The organism is Aliirhizobium wenxiniae (assembly GCF_019511445.1).
GTDB lineage: Bacteria > Pseudomonadota > Alphaproteobacteria > Rhizobiales > Rhizobiaceae > Neorhizobium > Neorhizobium wenxiniae_A.
The window spans coordinates 143,387-163,221 of record NZ_JAEUAN010000013.1; the positions used below are offsets into that span (position 1 = coordinate 143,387).

17 protein-coding genes and 1 pseudogene are annotated in these 19,835 nt (G+C 57.6%); 11 read left to right on the forward strand and 7 right to left on the reverse strand.

From position 1 onward, the window contains the following. Positions 1-62: 62 nt before the first annotated feature. Both dgoD and JNB91_RS17145 read right to left on the reverse strand, forming a co-directional pair. Positions 63-1,211 (reverse strand): galactonate dehydratase, encoded by a 1,149-nt coding sequence (dgoD, locus tag JNB91_RS17140; protein ID WP_220326722.1) that lies wholly within the window; start codon positions 1,209-1,211, stop codon positions 63-65. A gap of 46 nt (positions 1,212-1,257) precedes the next feature. Next, complete coding sequence (locus JNB91_RS17145; RefSeq protein ID WP_220326723.1) at positions 1,258-2,028, reverse strand: FadR/GntR family transcriptional regulator; 771 nt, start codon at positions 2,026-2,028, stop codon at positions 1,258-1,260. A gap of 179 nt (positions 2,029-2,207) precedes the next feature. Here JNB91_RS17145 and JNB91_RS17150 point away from each other — a divergent pair, with 179 nt between their 5' ends. The 11 genes from JNB91_RS17150 to JNB91_RS17195 all read left to right on the forward strand — a co-directional run bounded on the left by JNB91_RS17150 (position 2,208) and on the right by JNB91_RS17195 (position 13,969). Beyond that, positions 2,208-3,191, forward strand: coding sequence for an arabinose ABC transporter substrate-binding protein (locus JNB91_RS17150; RefSeq protein WP_220326724.1), 984 nt, complete (start codon positions 2,208-2,210; stop codon positions 3,189-3,191). Between the two features lie 68 nt (positions 3,192-3,259). After that, the gene (gene araG, locus JNB91_RS17155) at positions 3,260-4,792 is read left to right on the forward strand and encodes an L-arabinose ABC transporter ATP-binding protein AraG (RefSeq protein ID WP_220326725.1); all 1,533 of its coding nucleotides are present in this window, start codon (positions 3,260-3,262) and stop codon (positions 4,790-4,792) included. Next, positions 4,789-5,736 (forward strand): L-arabinose ABC transporter permease AraH, encoded by a 948-nt coding sequence (gene araH / locus JNB91_RS17160; protein ID WP_220326726.1) that lies wholly within the window; start codon positions 4,789-4,791, stop codon positions 5,734-5,736. The genes araG and araH overlap by 4 nt, the downstream gene beginning before the upstream one ends. After that, on the forward strand, positions 5,733-6,602 hold the full coding sequence (locus tag JNB91_RS17165; protein WP_220326727.1) for an aldose 1-epimerase: 870 nt from the start codon (positions 5,733-5,735) through the stop codon (positions 6,600-6,602). The genes araH and JNB91_RS17165 overlap by 4 nt, the downstream gene beginning before the upstream one ends. Beyond that, complete coding sequence (locus JNB91_RS17170) at positions 6,595-7,371, forward strand: SDR family oxidoreductase (RefSeq protein ID WP_220326728.1); 777 nt, start codon at positions 6,595-6,597, stop codon at positions 7,369-7,371. Before JNB91_RS17165 ends, JNB91_RS17170 begins: the two co-directional genes overlap by 8 nt. Before the next feature lie 360 nt (positions 7,372-7,731). Continuing rightward, entirely contained in the window at positions 7,732-9,360 is a 1,629-nt protein-coding gene (locus JNB91_RS17175) for an ABC transporter substrate-binding protein (RefSeq protein WP_220326729.1), read from the forward strand. 100 nt (positions 9,361-9,460) lie between these two features. Then, entirely contained in the window at positions 9,461-10,432 is a 972-nt protein-coding gene (locus JNB91_RS17180; RefSeq protein ID WP_220326730.1) for an ABC transporter permease, read from the forward strand. Between the two features lie 11 nt (positions 10,433-10,443). Continuing rightward, positions 10,444-11,373 carry an ABC transporter permease gene (locus JNB91_RS17185; protein WP_220326731.1) on the forward strand — a complete coding sequence of 310 codons (930 nt, stop codon included), beginning with the start codon at positions 10,444-10,446 and terminating at the stop codon, positions 11,371-11,373. A gap of 12 nt (positions 11,374-11,385) precedes the next feature. After that, positions 11,386-13,077, forward strand: a complete 1,692-nt coding sequence (locus tag JNB91_RS17190; protein ID WP_220326732.1) for an ABC transporter ATP-binding protein — start codon at positions 11,386-11,388, stop codon at positions 13,075-13,077. Positions 13,078-13,238: 161 nt separating this feature from the next. Continuing rightward, positions 13,239-13,538 (forward strand): hypothetical protein, encoded by a 300-nt coding sequence (locus tag JNB91_RS30775; RefSeq protein ID WP_223218229.1) that lies wholly within the window; start codon positions 13,239-13,241, stop codon positions 13,536-13,538. Continuing rightward, positions 13,538-13,969 carry a type II toxin-antitoxin system VapC family toxin gene (locus JNB91_RS17195; RefSeq protein ID WP_220326733.1) on the forward strand — a complete coding sequence of 144 codons (432 nt, stop codon included), beginning with the start codon at positions 13,538-13,540 and terminating at the stop codon, positions 13,967-13,969. The genes JNB91_RS30775 and JNB91_RS17195 overlap by 1 nt, the downstream gene beginning before the upstream one ends. Before the next feature lie 209 nt (positions 13,970-14,178). Here JNB91_RS17195 and JNB91_RS17200 read toward each other — a convergent pair. From JNB91_RS17200 to JNB91_RS17220, 5 genes and pseudogenes are all read right to left on the reverse strand, one after another. Then, a pseudogene (locus tag JNB91_RS17200) lies at positions 14,179-15,314 on the reverse strand (GMC family oxidoreductase); the annotation flags it as partial. A gap of 16 nt (positions 15,315-15,330) precedes the next feature. Next, on the reverse strand, positions 15,331-16,092 hold the full coding sequence (locus tag JNB91_RS17205; protein WP_220326734.1) for an SDR family NAD(P)-dependent oxidoreductase: 762 nt from the start codon (positions 16,090-16,092) through the stop codon (positions 15,331-15,333). Continuing rightward, on the reverse strand, positions 16,082-17,776 hold the full coding sequence (locus tag JNB91_RS17210; RefSeq protein WP_220326735.1) for an SMP-30/gluconolactonase/LRE family protein: 1,695 nt from the start codon (positions 17,774-17,776) through the stop codon (positions 16,082-16,084). Before JNB91_RS17210 ends, JNB91_RS17205 begins: the two co-directional genes overlap by 11 nt. Next, a complete protein-coding gene (locus JNB91_RS17215; RefSeq protein ID WP_220326736.1) occupies positions 17,773-18,756 on the reverse strand; it encodes an NAD-dependent epimerase/dehydratase family protein in 984 nt (327 codons plus the stop codon). Before JNB91_RS17215 ends, JNB91_RS17210 begins: the two co-directional genes overlap by 4 nt. Continuing rightward, positions 18,753-19,835: an ABC transporter ATP-binding protein gene (locus JNB91_RS17220; RefSeq protein ID WP_220326737.1), complete on the reverse strand. Its 1,083-nt coding sequence runs from the start codon at positions 19,833-19,835 to the stop codon at positions 18,753-18,755. Before JNB91_RS17220 ends, JNB91_RS17215 begins: the two co-directional genes overlap by 4 nt.

The following is a 19,835-nucleotide window of genomic DNA, read 5'->3' on the forward strand; positions in this document are numbered from 1 at the left end:
GGAATTTCGGAGGTTTTGTGGGGATCAAAGAGCTCTGAACACCTAGAGCAGACTCGGCATCTTTACCACTCGGCAACACTACCGTCTTCGTGGCGCCAGATCGGGTTACGCCAGCGATGGCCTTCTTTGGCGCGCCCGATGACATATTGCTCGTCCACCTCGACGCCCAGGCCCGGCCCCTGCGGGATCGAGACGAAACCGTCGGCATAATGGAACACCTCCTTGTTGGAGATGTAATCGAGGATGTCATTGCCCTTGTTGTAATGGATGCCGAGGCTCTGTTCCTGAATGAAGGCGTTATAGCTGACGGCATCGACCTGAAGGCAGGCCGCCAACGCAATCGGCCCGAGCGGGCAATGCGGCGCGACCGCGACGTCATAGGCTTCCGCCATGGCTGCGATCTTGCGGCATTCGGTGATGCCGCCGGCGTGGCTGAGGTCGGGCTGAATGATGTCGACATAACCGTCGGACAGGACCTGCTTGAAATCCCAGCGCGAGAACAGGCGTTCGCCGAGTGCAATCGGCGTCGAGCAATGGTTGGCGATTTCCTTCAGAGCTTCTCGATTTTCTGAAAGGACCGGCTCTTCAATGAAGAGAAGATTATAGGGCTGCAATTCCTTGGCCAGAACTTTTGCCATCGGCCTGTGGACACGGCCATGGAAATCGACGCCTATGCCGATATGCGGACCGATGGCCTCGCGGATGATGGCTATCGTTTCGACAGCCTTCTCGACCTTGTCCCAGGTATCGACGATCTGCATTTCTTCGCAGCCGTTGAGCTTGATCGCCTTGAAACCACGCGCGACCACATCCTTGGCATTGTTGGCGACGTCGGAGGGACGGTCGCCGCCGATCCAGGAATAAATTTTGATCTTGTCGCGCACCTGGCCGCCGAGCAGTGAATGGATCGGCTGGCCCAGCGCCTTGCCCTTGATGTCCCAAAGCGCCTGATCGATGCCGGAAATGGCGGACATATGAATGGCTCCGCCGCGATAAAAACCACCGCGATACATGACCTGCCAATGATCCTCGATCAGGAAAGGATCCTTGCCGATCAGGTAATCTTCCAGCTCGTGAACGGCGGCCTGAACCGTCAGCGCGCGACCTTCCACGACCGGCTCGCCCCAGCCGACAATGCCCTCGTCGGTCTCGATCTTCAGGAACAACCAACGCGGCGGAACGATATAGGTGGTCAGTTTGGTGATTTTCATGCGTTTCACTCTGTAATGAGGTCAGAACGGCGAAAAACGCCGGGTTTCAAAGCGTTTGAGTGGGATATTTTTGCATCGCAATTGCCAGATCGCGGGCTGCGATATCGAGCATGCGCTGCGAACACTCCCGAGCCGCCTTGGCGTCGCGCATACGCAGAGCCTCTATCAGGGCGTGATGCACATCCAGTGCCTCGCCGCGCGCATCTACCGCCTCGTTGGAAGCATGCAGGGCAAATTCCAGTGCCGCACTGATGATGCTTGAAAGCTGCATAAAGACCTGATTGTGGCTGGCTTTCAAAATGCCGGTGTGGAATGCAACATCGGCCTTTGTGAATTCTTCGACATCACCTTCGGCATCACGCATGGCCTGCCAAGCGGCCTCTATCGCGGCAATCTCCTGGACGCTGGCGCGCTGGGCCGCAAGTTCCGCCGCGAAGGGCTCGATTGCGCGGCGCGCATCCAGCACGCATTGCAGCAGATCCATTTCAACGATGCGCGGACCTATCCATTCGAGCATCTGCTGATCGAGAATATTCCAATCCTCTTTTTCGCATACCGATGTGCCGACACGCGAACGACCCCGGACGAGCCCCTTCGATTCCAGAATCTTCAAAGACTCCCGGATCACGGTGCGGCTGACGCCATAACGAATACAGAGTTCATTTTCTGTCGGTAGCAGTGATCCGCTCGGGAACACATCGGTAAAAATGTCGCTCGCTATCGATCGCGTCACATTTTTCTGAACGCGCGGACGCTTTAATCCCGCCTCTACTGCAACAGCAGCTTTGCGTCCTTGTCGCTCATTCAACGTCTGCACTCCATTCCGATCACGTCAGCCCTGAATGGCTGCACTTGCATTCAAGGATAGCAATGCTTCCCATGCGCATCAAAGTCATACACTGATATTTTATTCATCATACAAATGCAATTGACCAATATGATGAAAGACACTAATCCTTAAGCCACTGCGTCAGCAGACCATTAGGGAGAGAGACAATGGGCATTTTCAAAACAGCCATCCTGGCTGGCACGGTCGCCATGATCGCCGCCACGTCCTCATTCGCCGCCGACATAAAGATTGGCTTTGTCGTCAAGCAGGCAGAAGAGCCGTGGTTCCAGGACGAGTGGAAGTTCGCAGAAGTCGCTGCCAAGGAAAAAGGCTTCATGCTTGTTAAGATTGGCGCTGAAGACGGCGAGAAGGTTCAGTCGGCAATCGACAACCTTGGTGCGCAGGGCGCTCAGGGCTTCATCATCTGCACCCCGGACGTAAAGCTCGGCCCCGGCATTGTCGCCAAGGCTATGGCAAATGATCTGAAACTCATGACGGTTGACGACCGCCTTGTGAACGCTGACGGTAGCCCGATTGAAGACGTGCCTCACATGGGCATTTCCGCCACAAAAATCGGCGAGGCCGTCGGCCAAGCTCTCGTGGACGAAGTGAAAAAGCGGGGCTGGAACATTGCCGATGTAGGTGTCATCCGCGTTTCTTACGACCAGTTGCCAACCGCAGTTGATCGTGTCGGCGGTGCAGTTTCCGTCTTGAAAGCCGCCGGTTTTGCTGATGCCAAGATCTTCGACGCGCCGCAGGCCAAGACAGATACGGAAGCAGCGCTCAATGCGGCTACCATCGTTCTCAACAAGAACGCGGGCGTAAAGCATTGGGTTGCCGTTGGCCTTAACGACGAAGCCGTTCTGGGCGCTGTCCGCGCGACCGAAAGCGTCGGCATTGCAGCAGACAGCGTAATAGGCGTTGGTATCGGCGGCGCTGAATCGGCCATCAACGAGTTCAAGAAGCCTTCCGCCACTGGTTTCTTCGGCACGGTCATCATCTCTCCGAAGCGCCACGGTTACGAAACCGCACTCAACATGTACGAGTGGGTCGCCAACGGCAAGGAACCGGAAAAGCTGATCCTGACCACGGGCCAGCTGGCCAAGCGTGACGACTACCAGACTGTCCGCAAGGAACTCGGCATCGAGTAATCTTCTCCATCCGAAGCTACGAAACCGGCGACCTTCAAGGTCGCCGGACCTTCTGCCGGAGCATATTCATGCAAGACTTTCTCGAATTCAAAACGATATCGAAGGGCTATCCTGGCGTTCAGGCGCTGGCCGATATTTCATTCGGTGTCCGCAAAGGCGCCGTGCACGGCCTGATGGGCGAAAACGGTGCGGGCAAATCCACGTTGATCCGGTTGCTATCCGGTGACCAGTCCGCAGACACGGGCGAGATCGTAATCGGCGGAACCGTACAGCATTACCGCTCTGTTCGGGACGCTTTCGATGCCGGGGTTATCGTTATCCATCAGGAGCTTCAGCTCGTACCCGAATTGTCGGTCGCCGAAAATCTCTGGCTCGGCCGTTTTCCCGGCAAGGCCGGCGTGATCGACCGGCGAAAGCTGCTCGATGTCGTTCGCCAGAAACTCGTGGAAATCGGTATTGACGTTGATCCGGCGGCCAAAGTGGCGACGCTCTCGCTGGGCGCACGACAGATGGTGGAGATCGCCAAGGCAATTATGGCGGATGCCCGCGTTATTGCGCTGGATGAGCCGACGTCCTCGCTCTCTTCACGCGAAAGCGAAATTCTGTTTGCGCTGATCGACCGGCTGCGCGCGCAGGGCGTCGTCATTCTTTATGTTTCGCATCGCCTCGATGAAATTTTTCGCCTTTGCGACAGCATGACGGTGCTGCGTGATGGCAAGCTCGCCGCGCACCACCCTCAAATGACGGACATCACGCGCGACCAGATCATCTCCGAGATGGTTGGACGGGAAATCTCCAACATCTGGGGATGGCGTGGCCGCGAGTTCGGACCCGAACGCCTTAAAGTCGAGCGCATATCCGGCGCAAAACTTGGTCATCCTGCCAGTTTTTCCGTTCGCCAAGGACAAATTCTCGGTTTTTTCGGTCTGGTCGGTGCCGGTCGCAGTGAACTGATGCGCCTGGTTTACGGTGCGGACAATCGAGCCCAAGGCTCTGTTCTCGTTGATGGAACTGCCGTCCGTGCGGATAGCCCGTCGCATTCGATCCGTTCCGGGATCGTGCTCTGCCCCGAGGACCGCAAGTTCGATGGGATCGTGCAGGGACGATCCATTGAGGAAAATATGACGCTTTCCTCACGCAGGCATTTTTCGCCTTTCGGCATCACACAGCCCAAGAAGGAAGCCGAGCTCGCCGAAACCTTCATTGCCAAGTTGAGAGTGCGCACACCATCGCGAAAGCAGGACATCATCAACCTTTCCGGTGGCAATCAGCAAAAGGTAATCCTCGGCCGGTGGCTGTCCGAACAGGGCGTAAAAGTCCTGATCATCGATGAGCCTACCCGCGGTATCGATGTTGGCGCCAAGTCGGAAATCTACGAAATTCTCTATGACCTGGCGGCTCAGGGCATGGCGATCGTTGTCCTTTCCAGCGAACTGCCTGAAGTGATGGGCATAACCGACCACATCATGGTGATGTGCCAAGGCCGCATCGTCGCCGATTTTGAGCGGGACGAGTTTGATGAACGCCGCATTTTGGCGGCCGCCCTGCCCGACATCACTTCCGTCAGCGAACTTCCAAGCGAACAGGTCCAGCAACAATGACGTCTTTGAAAAAACTTCTCCTTGGTGAACAGGGCCTCGTCGTTCTTTTCGCCGTCGCTTTCTTCATCGTATCGCTCACGGTTCCGAACTTTCTGACCGAGCGCAACATGCTGGGCCTTTTGCAATCGGTCGTCACGATCGGCATCGTGGCCTGCACGATGATGTTCTGCCTTGCCTCGCGCGACTTCGACCTTTCCGTCGGCTCCACTGTCGCCTTTTCGGGCATGGTCGCTGTCATGGCATCGAATGCCACGGGCTCCATACCACTGGGCATTCTCGCCGCATTGGCTTGCGGCAGCGCCGTTGGCCTCGTCAATGGGCTCGTTATCGCGCGTTTCCGCATCAATGCGTTGATCACCACGCTCGCCACCATGCAGATCGTACGCGGCCTTGCGCTGATCTCGTCGGATGGCCGCGCGGTGGGCATCAATGATCCCGGCTTCTATCAGCTGGCGCTATCGAGGTTCCTTGGCGTTCCAACGCCGATCTGGGTCATGTTGGTTGCATTTATTATCTTTGGCTTTCTTCTGAACCGCACCGTCTTCGGCAAGAACACGCTCGCCATCGGCGGCAATCCGGAAGCCTCCCGTCTGGCTGGCGTGAACGTCGTCAACATGCGCGTCTGGATTTTCATGTTGCAGGGTCTGGTTTGCGCCGTCGCGGGAATACTGCTCGCCTCGCGCATCACCTCAGGCCAGCCGAATGCGGCAACCGGGCTTGAACTGTCGGTGATTTCCGCCTGCGTTCTTGGTGGTGTTTCACTTGCCGGTGGCCGCGCCGCAATGAGCGGTGTCATCGTTGGCGTCCTTATTATGGGTATCGCCGAAAATGTCATGAATCTCCTCAATATTCAGGCATTTTACCAGTATGTCGTGCGCGGTCTGATCCTTCTGCTTGCAGTGCTGCTCGACAATCTCAGGTCTTCGGCAGCCGGGCGCCGATGAACCTGCACGACACATATTGCCTGAAGGACGGCGATCTCGCCGTCCTGGTGTCGCGCCGCGGCGGATCCTTGCGCGGCCTCGACTTCGCCGGCAACTCAGTAATGATCCCGGCAGGCGGCCCTTTGGGCGATATGGCAAACTTTCCGCTGGTTCCGTTCGGCAACCGGATCGAATTCAACAGGTTTCAGCTCAACAACAGAACCTACGCGTTTCGGCCCAATAGCGCCGATCCGTTTTATCTGCATGGAGATGGCTGGCTGTGCGACTGGTCTCTGGTCGCCTTTGAAGGCACAAGTATCGAGCTTGCTCTGCAGCACCACCCCGATGAACTCAGCCCATATGATTACAGCGCATGGCAGCGCATATCCGTGGATGGCAATGCTGTCACGTTCGAGCTTTCGGTCACCAATGATGCCGAAGAAACAATGCCTTTCGGGCATGGCCAGCACCCGTTTTTTGTTCGAACGCCTGCCATGCGCATTACCGCATCCGTCAGGGAATATTGGTCGGAGCGGACGGGACATCTTCCCGGCCCGAAACTCCCAGCGCCTGACGACCTCGATTTCCAGCAAGGCTCCGGTCTTCCAAGACGTTTCATCAACAATGCCTTTGGTGGCTGGGATGGAACGGCGCTGATTGCATGGCCTGAGCTAGAGATTACTGCCGCCATTGACGCATCACCGGCGCATGACGTCTTGATGATATACGCTCCCACGGAGCGGGACGATTTTTTCTGCCTTGAGCCAATGACCCACCTTCCGAATGCACACCAAATGCAAGAGTTTGGTGGAATGACCCTTTTGGGCCACGCAGAAACACTTCATTCCCAAATGACAATTCAATTCCGGAGACAGGACAATGGTTGAACGATTGCAGGGCAAGCGCATCATGATCACCGGCGCAGCCCAGGGCATCGGCCTTGCCATTGCCGAAGCCTGCGCGCGCGAAGGTGCAGCCCTGTTGCTGATCGACCGCGACAACGATTTGCTGCAAGACATCGCAACGCGGCTTCGCAACCACGGCGCGTCTCTTCTTCATCGTACTGCCGATATTACCGACCGCGATGCGATTACCGCAGCCGTCAACGAGGCGCGCCATGAGATCGGAGAGATCAACGCGCTCATCAACAATGCTGGCGTCAATGTATTCGCCGAAGCTCTAGCCTCGACGGATGAAGATTGGGACCGCTGCTTTGACATAAATCTGAAAGGTGCATGGAACTGCTGCCGAACCGTGCTGCCGGCCATGGTTGCTGCCAAAAACGGCGTAATCCTGAACATCGCGTCTACCCATGCTTTCACCATCATACGTCACACATTTCCCTACCCACTTGCAAAACATGCCCTGCTTGGCATGACGAAATCACTGGGGCTGGAATATGCCGGTGAAGGCATTCGCGTGAACGCTCTGGCGCCCGGCTACGTTGCGACACAGAAAGTCCTCGATTACTGGAACTCGTTTCCCGATCCCGCGGCGGCTAAAGCGGAGACTATGAAATTGCATCCCGGCGGCCGGATCGCAGCACCGGAGGAAATCGCTATGGCGGCCGTATTCATGATCTCCGATGAATGCACGTTCCTCAACGCAGCGTGCCTGACGGTCGATGGCGGCTTGAGCGTACAGCAGCATCCCTGAGTCCAACGCAAAAACAATGCGCCACTATATTGTAGCTTTTGATCCGTTCAGCGCAGCGATCGATGCCTGATGGCGTCCGAACAGAGCGTCGCCATCATGGCGGTTCTCGATCAATTCAGGCAGCAAATCGGCCTGAGCTATCCGCAGGAATAACGAAAACATTCTGCTGGAAGAGCATCGTGTCGAATGCATCGCTAGCCGGTTTTGTTGTCGAAAACGGATTAGCCCCGTCGGACGTTGTGCTTCAGTGGTAAGATATTCTCACTGCGGTAACGATAAAGCAAATTCTATCGTTGCGCTGCCCTGTGCCGGTTGTAGACGTCAGCGCATATTCATTGGTTTTTTCTGGAAGGATCGCATATGCCCCGCTGGACCCTGGCGCTATCGTTAGCCTCGGCAACTTTCTTGTCGGCTTTTGGACCGGCTGCGGCAAATGAGCTGCGTTTCGCATCGCAGGGCGATCTCGTATCGCTCGATCCTTACGCAGTCGAAGAAGTCTTTACCTCCGGTTTCCTCGGAAATGTCTATGAGGGACTGGTGCGCCGCGCACCGGACCTCACCATAGAGCCTGCCTTGGCGGAACGTTGGGAAAATGTGTCTCCCACGCAATGGCGTTTCCATCTCAGAAAGGGCGTGACCTTCCATGATGGCAGCCCGTTTACCGCAGACGACGTCATCTTCTCGGCCGAACGTGTCCGCTCCGGTGCATCCGATTTCAAGAACCGTCTTCCGGCCGGTATCGAAGTCGTCAAGGTCGATGATTTCACTGTCGATTTCGTCACCAAGGAACCCAATCCGATTTTGAATTTCACCTGGGCGAACTGGTACATCATGTCCAAGTCCTGGGCCGAAGCAAACAAGGTTGCTCCGCCAACCAAGGGTGGCGACACCGAGAACTTTGCGACCCTTCATGAAAACGGCACAGGCCCATACAAGGTCGACAAGCGCGAGCCGGGCATTCGCACGACGCTCGAAGCATTCCCGCAATGGTGGGGCAATGCCGACAAGAAGGGCAATGTCGACAAGGTCACCTATACGCCGGTTCCTAACCCGGCGACGCGTGTGGCCGGCCTGCTTTCCGCCCAGCTCGACGTGGTTTTCCCTATTCCTGTACAGGACATCAAGCGCCTTGAGGCCGCACCGAATGTCGGCGTTATCGCCGGCCCGGAAGTGCGTACCATGTATCTCTCCATGAACCAGTGGAAAGACATGCTGCCGGGCTCAGGCCTTGAAGGCGTCAACCCGCTGAAGGATCGGCGCGTGCGCGAGGCCATCTACCGCGCCATCGACATCAATGCCATCCGCGACCGGATCATGCGCGGTCAGGCAACGCCATCGGCTCTGATGGTAGCACCGGGCGTCAACGGCTTTACCGATACGATCAAACGCTATGAATACGATCCGGCAAAGGCAAAGGCATTGCTGGCGGAAGCCGGATATCCCGACGGTTTTTCCATGACCTATCAGTGCTCGAACGACATGTATGTCAACGACGAAGCGACCTGCCTGGCGATCTCCTCGATGCTCGCGAAGGTCGGCGTGACCGCCAAACCGAACATTCAGCCGCGAGCAAAATATCTGGAATCGGTAACGGCTCCGAGCATGGATTTCGGCCTCGCCATCCTCGGCACCACGCCCGCCAGCCTCGACAGCCATATTGCCCTGAACTCGCTGCACATGTGCCCACGCACTGCTGCCGATCGCCCGCTCTGGAACAAAGATGACCTCAGCAAGATCGTCGCCGGAAAGTCGAATTTCGGCGGGTATTGCAATCCTGAAATCGACAAGCTGGCCGATGCCATCCTGAAAGAAACCGATACCGCCAAACGCAATGAGCTGATTACGCAGGCTTGGACCATCACTACCAATGATGTCGCCTATATTCCGCTGCATCAGACTTGGGCTGCATGGGGAATTGCCAAGAGCGCCAAGGTGGAGCGCCGCGCCGACAACGTTTTCGACTGGCGCCACGTGACGCTTGGCAAATAAGTTCTTCTTGGGGCAATCCGCTCTTCTGCTATAGACCGCATATCGCAAAGTCTGACCGGGCTTTGCGATATGCATTTCGTTATAATTTCAGGCAGTGTTGATGCTGTTTTATCTGTTACGACGTCTTTTCCAGTCCGCTATCGTGCTTGCAGTCGTCGCCTTCGGCTCCTTCATGATGTTTCGTTTCATGGGCGATCCGGTGGCTCAGCTCGTCAGCGAGGAAACCACGCTTGCAGACAGAGCGCTCATCCGCCAGAGCCTTGGCCTCGATGATCCGCTGATCGTCCAGTTCGGGCATTTTGCGGCGCGTGTCGTACAGGGGGAATTCGGGCTTTCCTATCAGATGGGCCAGCCGGTGATGCGGTTGATCGCCGAACGGCTGCCGGCAACGCTCGAACTCAGCTTTGTCGCCTTTTCGCTGGCGCTGCTGATCGGCATTCCACTCGGCGTCTTTGCCGGTCTGAAGCCCAACAGCATCATAACCCGTGTCATCATGATCCTGTCACTGGCAGGCATTTCCATGCCGACCTTTTTTGTCGGCCTGTTGCTGATGGTCTATTTCGGTGTCGAACTTGCCATCCTGCCGACTTTTGGACGGGGTGAAACCGTCGATCTCGGTTTCTGGACGACCGGGTTTCTGACAAAATCCGGCTGGCTGTCGATCATTCTTCCCGCCGTCACCCTCGGGCTCTTCCAGCTGACATTCATCATGCGACTCGTGCGGGCCGAAATGCTGGAAGTGATGCGGGCCGATTTCATCCGTTTTGCCCGAGCCCGCGGCCTGCCCGCCCGCCGCATCCATTTCCGCCATGCGCTCAAAAACACGCTGGTACCCGTCATGACGATTGCCGGCCTGCAGTTCGGCTCGATCATCGCTTTCGGCATTATCACCGAAAGCGTGTTCCAGTGGCCGGGTATCGGGCTTCTGTTCCTACAGGCGATATCCGCTGTCGATATCCCGGTAGTCTCCACCTACCTGCTTCTTGTCGCGGTCATCTTCGTTGTGGTGAACCTGATCGTCGATATGCTCTATTACATGGTCGATCCGCGCTTGCGCGTCGGCGCGAAGTGAGGCGGCGCATCATGTTCACAACACCGCTCAGAAAGCTGCGCATCCGTATCGCAGCACACCCGCTTCTTTATCGCTTTCTCGCCTCCCCGATCACCATGCTCGCCACCTTTCTTGGCGCGGCCATGATCCTTGCGGCCTTCCTCGCACCATTTCTGGCTCCACAGGATCCGTTCGATCCGGCAGCACTCGACCTGCTCAACTCGCTCCTGCCGCCGTCCTGGCAGGAAGGAGGCGATGCTGGCTATCTGCTCGGCACCGACGATCAGGGCCGCGACCTGTTTTCGGCCATCCTCTACGGCACCCGCACCTCGCTGATCGTCGGCGGTGTCTCGGTCTCGATCGCCGTCCTGATCGGACTGTTTCTGGGCCTCATCGCCGGTTATTTCGGTGGCCTGCTCGATGCCGTCATCATGCGTATTGTCGATATCCAGATGACGTTTCCGTCTATCATGGTGGCGCTGCTGATCGATGGCGTCAGTCGCGGAATACTGCCGGCAGAACAGCACGACCGGCTTGCAATCTTCGTCATCATCTTCGCGCTCAGCCTGTCGATCTGGCCGCAGGTGGCCAGAACCGTACGCGCCTCCACCATGGTGCAGCGCCAACGCGATTACGTGCTAGCGGCGCAGGTGATCGGCATCCCCTCACCGCTCATTCTGGTGCGGCATATCCTGCCCAACGTACTTGGCCCGATCCTCGTTATTGCGACAATAAATCTCGGCGTCGCCATTCTCGGCGAAGCAACGTTGAGCTTTCTCGGCGTCGGCATTCCGGCCTCGGAACCATCGCTTGGCACGCTGATCCGCATTGGCAACGGTTTTCTGTTTTCAGGTGAACGGTGGCTGATCATCTTTCCGGGCATGACGCTCGCGCTCATGGTTCTGTCCGTCAATCTAGTCGGTGACTGGCTCCGGCAAGAACTCGATCCCAAACTGCGTTGATCCGGAAAACTCATGTCATTTCTTTCGATTTCGAACCTGACCGTCGAGTATCCGGGCCCACTCGGAACGTTTACCGCAGTCAAGAACGCCAGCCTGACAGTCGCGCGCGGAGAGATTCTCGGCATTGTCGGCGAGTCCGGAGCCGGGAAATCCACCATCGGCAATGCCATCATGGGCCTTCTCGACCACCCGGGCCGTGTATCCGGTGGTGAGATCATCTTCGACGGCGAGAGGCTGAACCCAGCAGATGATCGCGCCATGCGCGGCCTTCGGGGAAAACGCATATCGATGATCTTTCAGGATCCGATGACGAGCCTCAACCCGCTTTTTACGGTGGGCGAGCAGTTGATCGAGACGATCCGCACGCATAAACGGCTGAGCGCCGATGAAGCACGCAAAAATGCGATCGAGCTTCTGGCCTCGGTCGGCATCGCTTCGCCGGAAGAGCGGATCGATCATTATCCGCACCAGTTTTCCGGCGGCATGCGCCAGCGTGTCGTCATCGCACTCGTTTTGTGTTCCGACCCGGACCTCATCATCGCGGATGAGCCGACCACAGCACTCGACGTTTCAGTCCAGGCTCAAATCCTCGACCTCATCAAATCGCTCGTCGCTACGCGCAATGTCGGCGTCATTCTCGTCACCCACGACATGGGCGTGATTGCCGAAACGACTGACCGCGTGGTGATGATGTACAAGGGCGAAGTGGTCGAAACCGGCGAGACGGCGCAGATCATCCACGCTCCAAAGCAAGCCTATACAAAAAGCCTGATTTCCGCCGTGCCACGCGGTGATCGGCGGCTGGACCGTTTTCCGGGCGTTTCCTTCCTTGAAGCGGATCGCCCGGCCGAACCGAAACTCGGCGGCTGGTGGTTCGACAACACTAATCAGATGCCGGCCATCACCGACGAACCGCTCGTCACCGTCCGCAATCTCGGTCTGCGGTTTACGACGCGCCATGCGTTGTTGCCCAGCTACCGGCGTTATTTCAATGCCGTCAAGGATGTCAGTTTCCAGATCCGGCGTGGCGAGGTGCTGGGTCTGGTCGGCGAATCCGGCAGCGGAAAGTCCAGTATCGCCAAACTGCTGACCCAGATTTACAAGCCATCGAGTGGTGAGATCCGCTTTGGCGAACATCGCCTTGGTACATTGACTGCGCGTGAACAGAAGCTGCTGCGCAGCCAGATCCAGATGATTTTTCAGGATCCCTATTCGTCGCTCAATCCGCGCATGAGCGTGGAGCGGATCATCGCCGAACCGATCCGCCACCACGCCAACGCCTCTGGCGCCGAAATCGCTAAGCTCGTTCACGAATTGCTGGAAATTGTCGGGCTCGGAGCCGCGGCTGCGAAAAAATTCCCGCATGAATTTTCAGGCGGCCAAAGGCAGCGTATTGCCATCGCCAGAGCATTGGCAACACGGCCGCGTTTTCTCATCTGCGACGAGCCGACATCGGCGCTGGACGTTTCCATTCAGGCGCAAATCCTCAATCTGCTCAAGGATCTGCGCGATGCGCTCGATCTCACCGTTCTGTTCATCAGCCACGACCTCCCGGTGGTGCGCCAGATGTGCGACCGAATTATCGTCATGCGCGATGGACAGATCGTCGAGACATCGCAGGCCGAGCATTTCTTCGAAAGTCCGCAGACGGACTACTCGCGGGATCTCTTGAGGCTGATGCCACGAATGCCGTCCCGGACATGATGACCAGCAATATATTATGCCTTTGGTCGTGAGAGGATTCGAACCGATGCCCCACGATTCTGATTAACGTGCCTCGTCAGCCGAGCTCAACTATCCATTCCCAGACAACTTGCAGAAACCACCATAACTGGCTATATTACTGGAAACATCCGGAGGATCTGATGGCCAGTTCTCAGACACGCGCAATTCAGAATTACAGAAGCCGCTTGGGCGACCGCGGCCTTGCTCGTTTTGAGGTACTCGGGCGTGACACTGATCGTGGTTTAATTAGATCACTCGCTCGCAGATTGGCAGAAGACGGCCCAGAAGCAGCCAACCTGCGAGCCGTTGTCAGCGAAACGCTTGCCGGAGAGCCACCTAAAAAAGGTGGTATTCTAGCGGCTCTACGTCGATCACCGATGGTTGGAGCCGATCTTGACACAGTCCGTTCACGCGACGAAGGTCGCGAGATAGATCTGTGATGCGCTATTTGCTTGACACCAACATTCTTAGCAACATCACCAAACCAGAGCCTTCGACGTCACTGATGGCATGGATGGCTGAGCAAGCCGACGAAGCTCTATTCATCGCTTCGCTTACCGTCGCCGAGATTCACCGAGGAATACTGGAGAAGCCGGCGGGAAAGAAGCGAGCCGCCCTCGAAGCCTGGTTTGCCGGCAATGAAGGGCCGCAATCTCTTTTTGCTGGCCGCGTGCTTCCATTCGACGAAAAAGCAGCTCTGATCTGGGGCGAGCTAATGGCACACGGAAAGGCGACGGGCCGTCCTCGGAGTGCCTTGGACACAATCGTGGCTGCTATTGCGCAATCCAACAACTGCATCGTTATCACAGATAATGAGCGAGATTTTCAAGGAATCGACATTATCAATCCTCTCCGCGCGACTGTAATCTAAGTCAATCTTCAAAGTTTGCTCTTGAGCGGAATCGAACTCGCTACCTACAATTCTTCAAGAGAGTATCACACTGAATATCCGAGATAATGTCCTTTATCATGGATATGAAACTCAGTGCCGAACGCCGTTGTCGACATGGGATTTCAAAATGATCCAGCTCGGAAGCTCAGCGCCATGCTATGCAACGCGCTAAGCCCCGACCATACAGATCAGCCAACGGAAGAGGCAGGTTCGCGCTGAGCGCCCAGTCCGTGAGAATTTCCAATCAGATCAGCCGCCCGCTCGCCGATGACAACGCAGGGTGCCATCGTGTTGCCGGTGGTGATCCGCGGCATGATCAAGGCGTCCGCAATGCGCAGGCTCTCGATGCCGTAGACCTTGAGTTCATTGTCGACTACCGACGTGTTGTCTCGTCCCATCTTGGCCGTCGAGGTTTGATGCCAGAAATGGCCGAGCGTCGAATGAAATCGATCATACCTGATCTGTCGCGCACACCTGGAGCTGTTTCGCCTGTCACCAACTGGGAAGACCCATCGCTTCTTCCAAGCTCACGGCACAACTCGACGGCGGCCAGAGCAGCGGCCATGTCTTCCGGCTCACTGAGGGAGTTCGGCTCGATCAGGATAGGGTTGTTTATATCAGGACCAGAGAGACGTAACCGACCGCGGCTTTTCGGCTGGGCAAGACCATTAAACATGGTCCAGCCGTGCTCAGGCGTTTCGAGACCGGTCTCAGGCGGAGATGGAACTGCGAACTCCAACTGGCACTGCAGAATGTCCGGCTGAGATAGACGTGCATCACTCTTCCAGTAAATATTCGCCTCGCAACCGCTACCGCCCATGGCGTCAGGCTTTCCATAGGCCCAGGTGCAGCCGAAGGCGAGATGGTTCTGGTGATTTCGGCCGACACCCGGCAGATGTTGCACGACCGGAATGCCATGCGATCGCAGCTCGTCTCCGGACTGCATGAGAACCTTCGGCGTATTGATCGCCCCAAGTGAGAGTACCGTTTCGCAATGCGCCAGGAAGAAACGCTGCCAGCCGTCTATGACAGCGTCCACCCCTCTCACCCGCTTGCCATCACGGATCCGCAGTTCAGCGATCGAAGCGCCCCCGGGCCCCTCCATCATCTCGCCGTTCGTTGAATCGAAAACCGGAACACCGATAGCTGACGCAGCGCTCAAAAGAGCCTCCGCCACGGGCTGTGGAGACTGAGGCTGCGCAACGTAGGCTGGTCCGCCTATACCGCGACGAACCGGGTCCGGCGCACCCTGCGAATCTTCAATCCGCCGGTAGTAGCGGAGGATAGATTCATATCCCCAGGCAGTATCACCTGCCTCCTCAGCTCTGCTGGCAGACCCATCAATAACCGCCCGTCAGGAAAACGGTCTCGCCGGTCATGAAACTGCAGGCCGATGATGAGAGGAAGATCGCCACGCCAACCATTTCTTCAGGCTGACCAGCGCGTCCCATCCAGTTTAGCGTGCGGGCATATTCCGCCCAGCCTTCCGGATCCTCGTCACGTCGATGGGCATTTCGGTCGGTATCGATCAAGCCCGGAGCAAGCGTGTTGAGCAGGACATTGTCCTTGGCATAATCACGCGCCTGGCTCTGGATGAGGTTGTGTTGCGCCGCTTTCGTTGCCGCATACGCGGTGACGACACCTTTTGGGCGCAGCTGGTTGATCGAACCGATGGAGACCACCCTTCCCCATTTGCGCGCAGCCATAAGCGGCAGTGCCGCCTGCAACATGTCTACGGTCGCACCGAGATTCACCGCCACCTGAAAGGCGAAATCCTCCGGCTTGAGGTCCAGCAAAGTTGCGTTGATCTGGGCGCTGGCATTGATAACCAGGATATCAACGGGAGCGATGGCCTCGGCCTGCCCGATCAGATCGCGACCGGCACCAGGTACCGACAGGTCGCACGCCAGTTCCTGCGCCGTGCCCCCATTTTCGACAATCCGCTGGTGAACGGCAGCCGCTCCGCCGGCTTTGGTGCCATGGAGGATGACATGTGCTCCTGCAGCCGCCAACCCTTCCGCGATGGCCGCGCCAATGCCGCGGCTGGAGCCGGTGACAAGCGCCGTGCGCCCCTTCAAACCAAAGACAGTTTCAAGATTCATCATTTCCCCCAAACAATGAGATGCGCGCCCCGGCAACACCGGGGCGACAGGAGAACAGGCCACCGGATAGCGGCGCATCGGCCAATGTCGAGGCCGGCAAGCGTGTGCGCGCGCTGGTGATGAACAGCGTGGAAAGGTCCGGTCCGCCAAATGCGATGCTCGAAGGCCGCGGCACCGGCATTTCGATCACCTGATCCAGCTTCCCGTTGGGAAGGTAACGGCGCACGCACCAGCCATCCCAGATCGCGCACCAGACACCGCCTTCCGCATCAACGGCAAGACCATCGGGTCGACCATCGGCGACCGGAATGCGGGCAAACTCCCGACGCGCTGAAAGCGTGCCGGTCGCGGGATTGAAATCGTAGGCGTGGATCAGACCCGGCACTGTATCGACGAAATAGAAAGTGCCGCCATCCGGGCTCCAGCCAAGGCCATTGGAGACGATGATGCCACCTTCCTTGCGTTCAAACGCACCGGCCTCATCGACGCGATAAAGCGCACCGGTCTGCTTGGAGGCATCGATACGCATCGAACCGACCCAGATCGCACCATCCGGCCCGCATTTTGCGTCGTTCAGGCGGTTATCGGCAATGTCGGCCTCCGGGCTGACAAAAGGTGCAAGGCGGCCGGAAGCAAAATCAAGCCATTCCAGCCCGTCCTGAGATGCGACCAGCAGGCGCTCCTTCGAGACCGGAATAACAGCACTGACAAGCTTGCCCGTTTCGCAGGTATCGTTGCGCCCCGTTGCCGGATTGAAACGATGAACGGCGGGGTGAAGGATATCAACCCAATAAAGTGCATTTTCCGCCTCGTGCCAGACAGGGCTTTCACCCAACTGAGCTCCCCAGGGCAGGATGCAGCTCAGTTCGGCAGTCGGTTTCCCGGTCGCCGAGCGCGGCCGGGGTCGTGAGCTGATGGCAACGGCACCTGCTGCGCCTGTGATACGGCGTGCAGCGGCAATCAGCTCTCGACCGACAGGATGAATATTGGACGCTTCCAGACGCGATGAAGGGCCGAGCGCCACCAGCACGCCGATCGGTGTGTTGTCGCGTCCCATCACTGGAGCCGCGACGGAATTCACACTTAGCAGATGCTCCTCATAGGAAATCGAATAACCCCGCGCCCGCGTCAGGGTCAGATCGGCTTGCAATCCTTCGAGAGTGGTAATTGTCTGCGGTGTCTGCCGGTCCAGCGCCAGGCGCTCCATAAGCGACCGTCCCACCGCGGGATCCTGGAATGCGAGAAGAGCCTTGCCGGGAGCGGTACAATGCAAAGGCACGCGGCGGCCGACTTCAACCCGGACTGACAGTCCGTTGGGCGAGCGTTCCGCAAGATATTGTGTCATGTCGCCATCCAGCCGGCACAATGCGACCGTCTCGCCCAGCTCGGCCGCCAGCCGTTCGAGCTCAGGCGTGGCAGCGGAAACCAGATCGAAACTCTCCCAAACCTTGTGGGACATTTCGAGAAACCGCTGGCCAAGGACATAGGTGCCGCGGGCTTCATCCTGGCGCACGAGCCCATAGGCGATCAAAGTGCGCAGGATACGGGCGAATGTGGGTTTTGGCAGGCCGGACGCGCGCAGCAGTTCGGCAAAACGTAAAGGCTCGGGCGCATCGGCAACCATGTCCAGAAGGGTAAGGCCTTTTGCCAGTGCTGCTGTGCCACCCGGTGTCTCAGGTTTCATTGCCTCGTCTCCCCGGCGAGGCGTCGTTGCCTTGCTACGGCGGCCTCTTCCAACATCCGGTCGATCGTCCATTCCGCCTCAAACCCCAACGTGTTTCTGATCTGCTCGTTCGAGGTATGGTAATAAACGCCGTCGCCGGGAAAATCGACTGCAACGACAGGCAAATCGGTGAGCGCCGCCATGCGCGGCAAAAGTTCGGAAAAGTCTGTCGGTTCATTTCCGCCCAGGTTGAAAATGCCGCCCGCGGCATCAGGATGATCGAGGGCAAGAAGGATGCCGCTCACCATGTCGCGGGTATCGGTTATATGCATGCAAAACGGCCGGCCGTTCTGGTTGCGTGCCAGAACATGTGCAGGCGTACCGATATCCTTCGATCTGAGAAGATCGGCCACCGCCGTGTTTCCGAAACTCTCCTGCTGGCGAATGCGGGGGCGCAGGAAGAAGCGTGGACCGGAGAAAAAACTGTCTTCGTCCAGCAATTCGGATGCGTCCTGCGTGTGCGAGAAGCGGAGGACTACCGTTTCGATCGAGCCGGTCCGCTGGTGAAAGCGCACCATCTCTTCGCCGAGCAGTTTGTTCAGTCCATAGGGTGAATTGGGCTTGAGTGGATGGTCTTCGGTTACCGGCAGGAATTCCGGGCGGTTTTCGGGATAGATCTCGCCGGAAGAGGCAAACACGAAACGACGCACACCTGCAGCCGAGGCTGCATCCAGCAAACGGCGCGTACCTTCGACATTCACCGAAAACATAAGATCACGGTCCGCCGGCGCCCAGGACATGAACGCGCCGAGATGAAGGATATCGGTGACGCCGTGAACAGCCTCTACCAGCTTGGCCGCATCCTCAAGCGAACCAATAACCTCGTTTCCATCCACTCCTGACGGACGCAAATCGAAACCGCGGACTCTCCGGCCCTTGGCGCGCAAGGCAGCAACAACGGCGCGGCCGACACGCCCGGACGATCCCGTAACAAGGATCATAGCCGTTCACCGGTCTTTGCATCGAAAAGGTAGAGCTGAGCGGGATCAAAACCCAGCCTGATCTCTTGGTTCCGCGGCAAGCTTCCCGTATGCGAAACGCGCGCGATCAACCCCTTGGACTTTCCTTCTTCGCCATCCGCGATCCGGGCGCCCTCGGCATCGAAATAGACATATTTTTCAGACCCCAGGCTTTCGACCAGCGTCGGCCTTACGCCGAAGGTCACAGGGGCATCACCCAGAACGAGATGTTCCGGTCTAAGCCCCACCACCACCGGCCCCTGAGCGCTGGTGGCTCGCTTTAGCGAGATCTGCTGACCGAAAGCGGTGAGCTTGCCATCGCGCAGTTCCGAGTTCAGAAAGTTCATACCCGGCGAGCCGATGAAGCCAGCAACAAACAGATTGGCCGGGTTATTGAACAACTCGTCAGGTGCGGCAATCTGCTGGATGATACCGCCCTGCATGATGACGACGCGGTCGGCCATCGTCATCGCCTCGACCTGATCATGCGTCACGTAGACGGTCGTGACGCCGATACGCTTGTGCAGAGCGCCGATTTCGGCCCGCATGTGCACACGCAGTTTCGCGTCGAGATTAGACAACGGCTCGTCCATCAGAAACGCCTGCGGCTGGCGCACGATGGCGCGCCCCAGTGCCACGCGCTGGCGCTGACCGCCCGACAAATCCTTGGGTTTTCGGTCGAGATAGGGGGTTACTTCCAGGATACGCGCCGCATCATCGACACGCCGGTCGATCTCGGTCTTGTCGGTGCCCCGCATTTTAAGGCCAAAACCAATATTCTGGCGCACCGTCAGATGCGGATAAAGCGCGTAGTTCTGAAACACCATGGCGATATCGCGATCACCGGGCGCAAGATCCGTCACTTCGCGGTCGCCGATGAAGATCTGGCCTTCGGTGGCAGGCTCAAGACCCGCCAGGATCTTCAGCATGGTCGACTTGCCGCAGCCGGAGGGACCGACCAGCACGACAAACTCTCCATTTTCGATTTCCAGTGAAAAGGGTCTGAGCACGTTCAGCGCGCCATAGGACTTGCTGACATTGCGAATGGAAATATTGGCCAT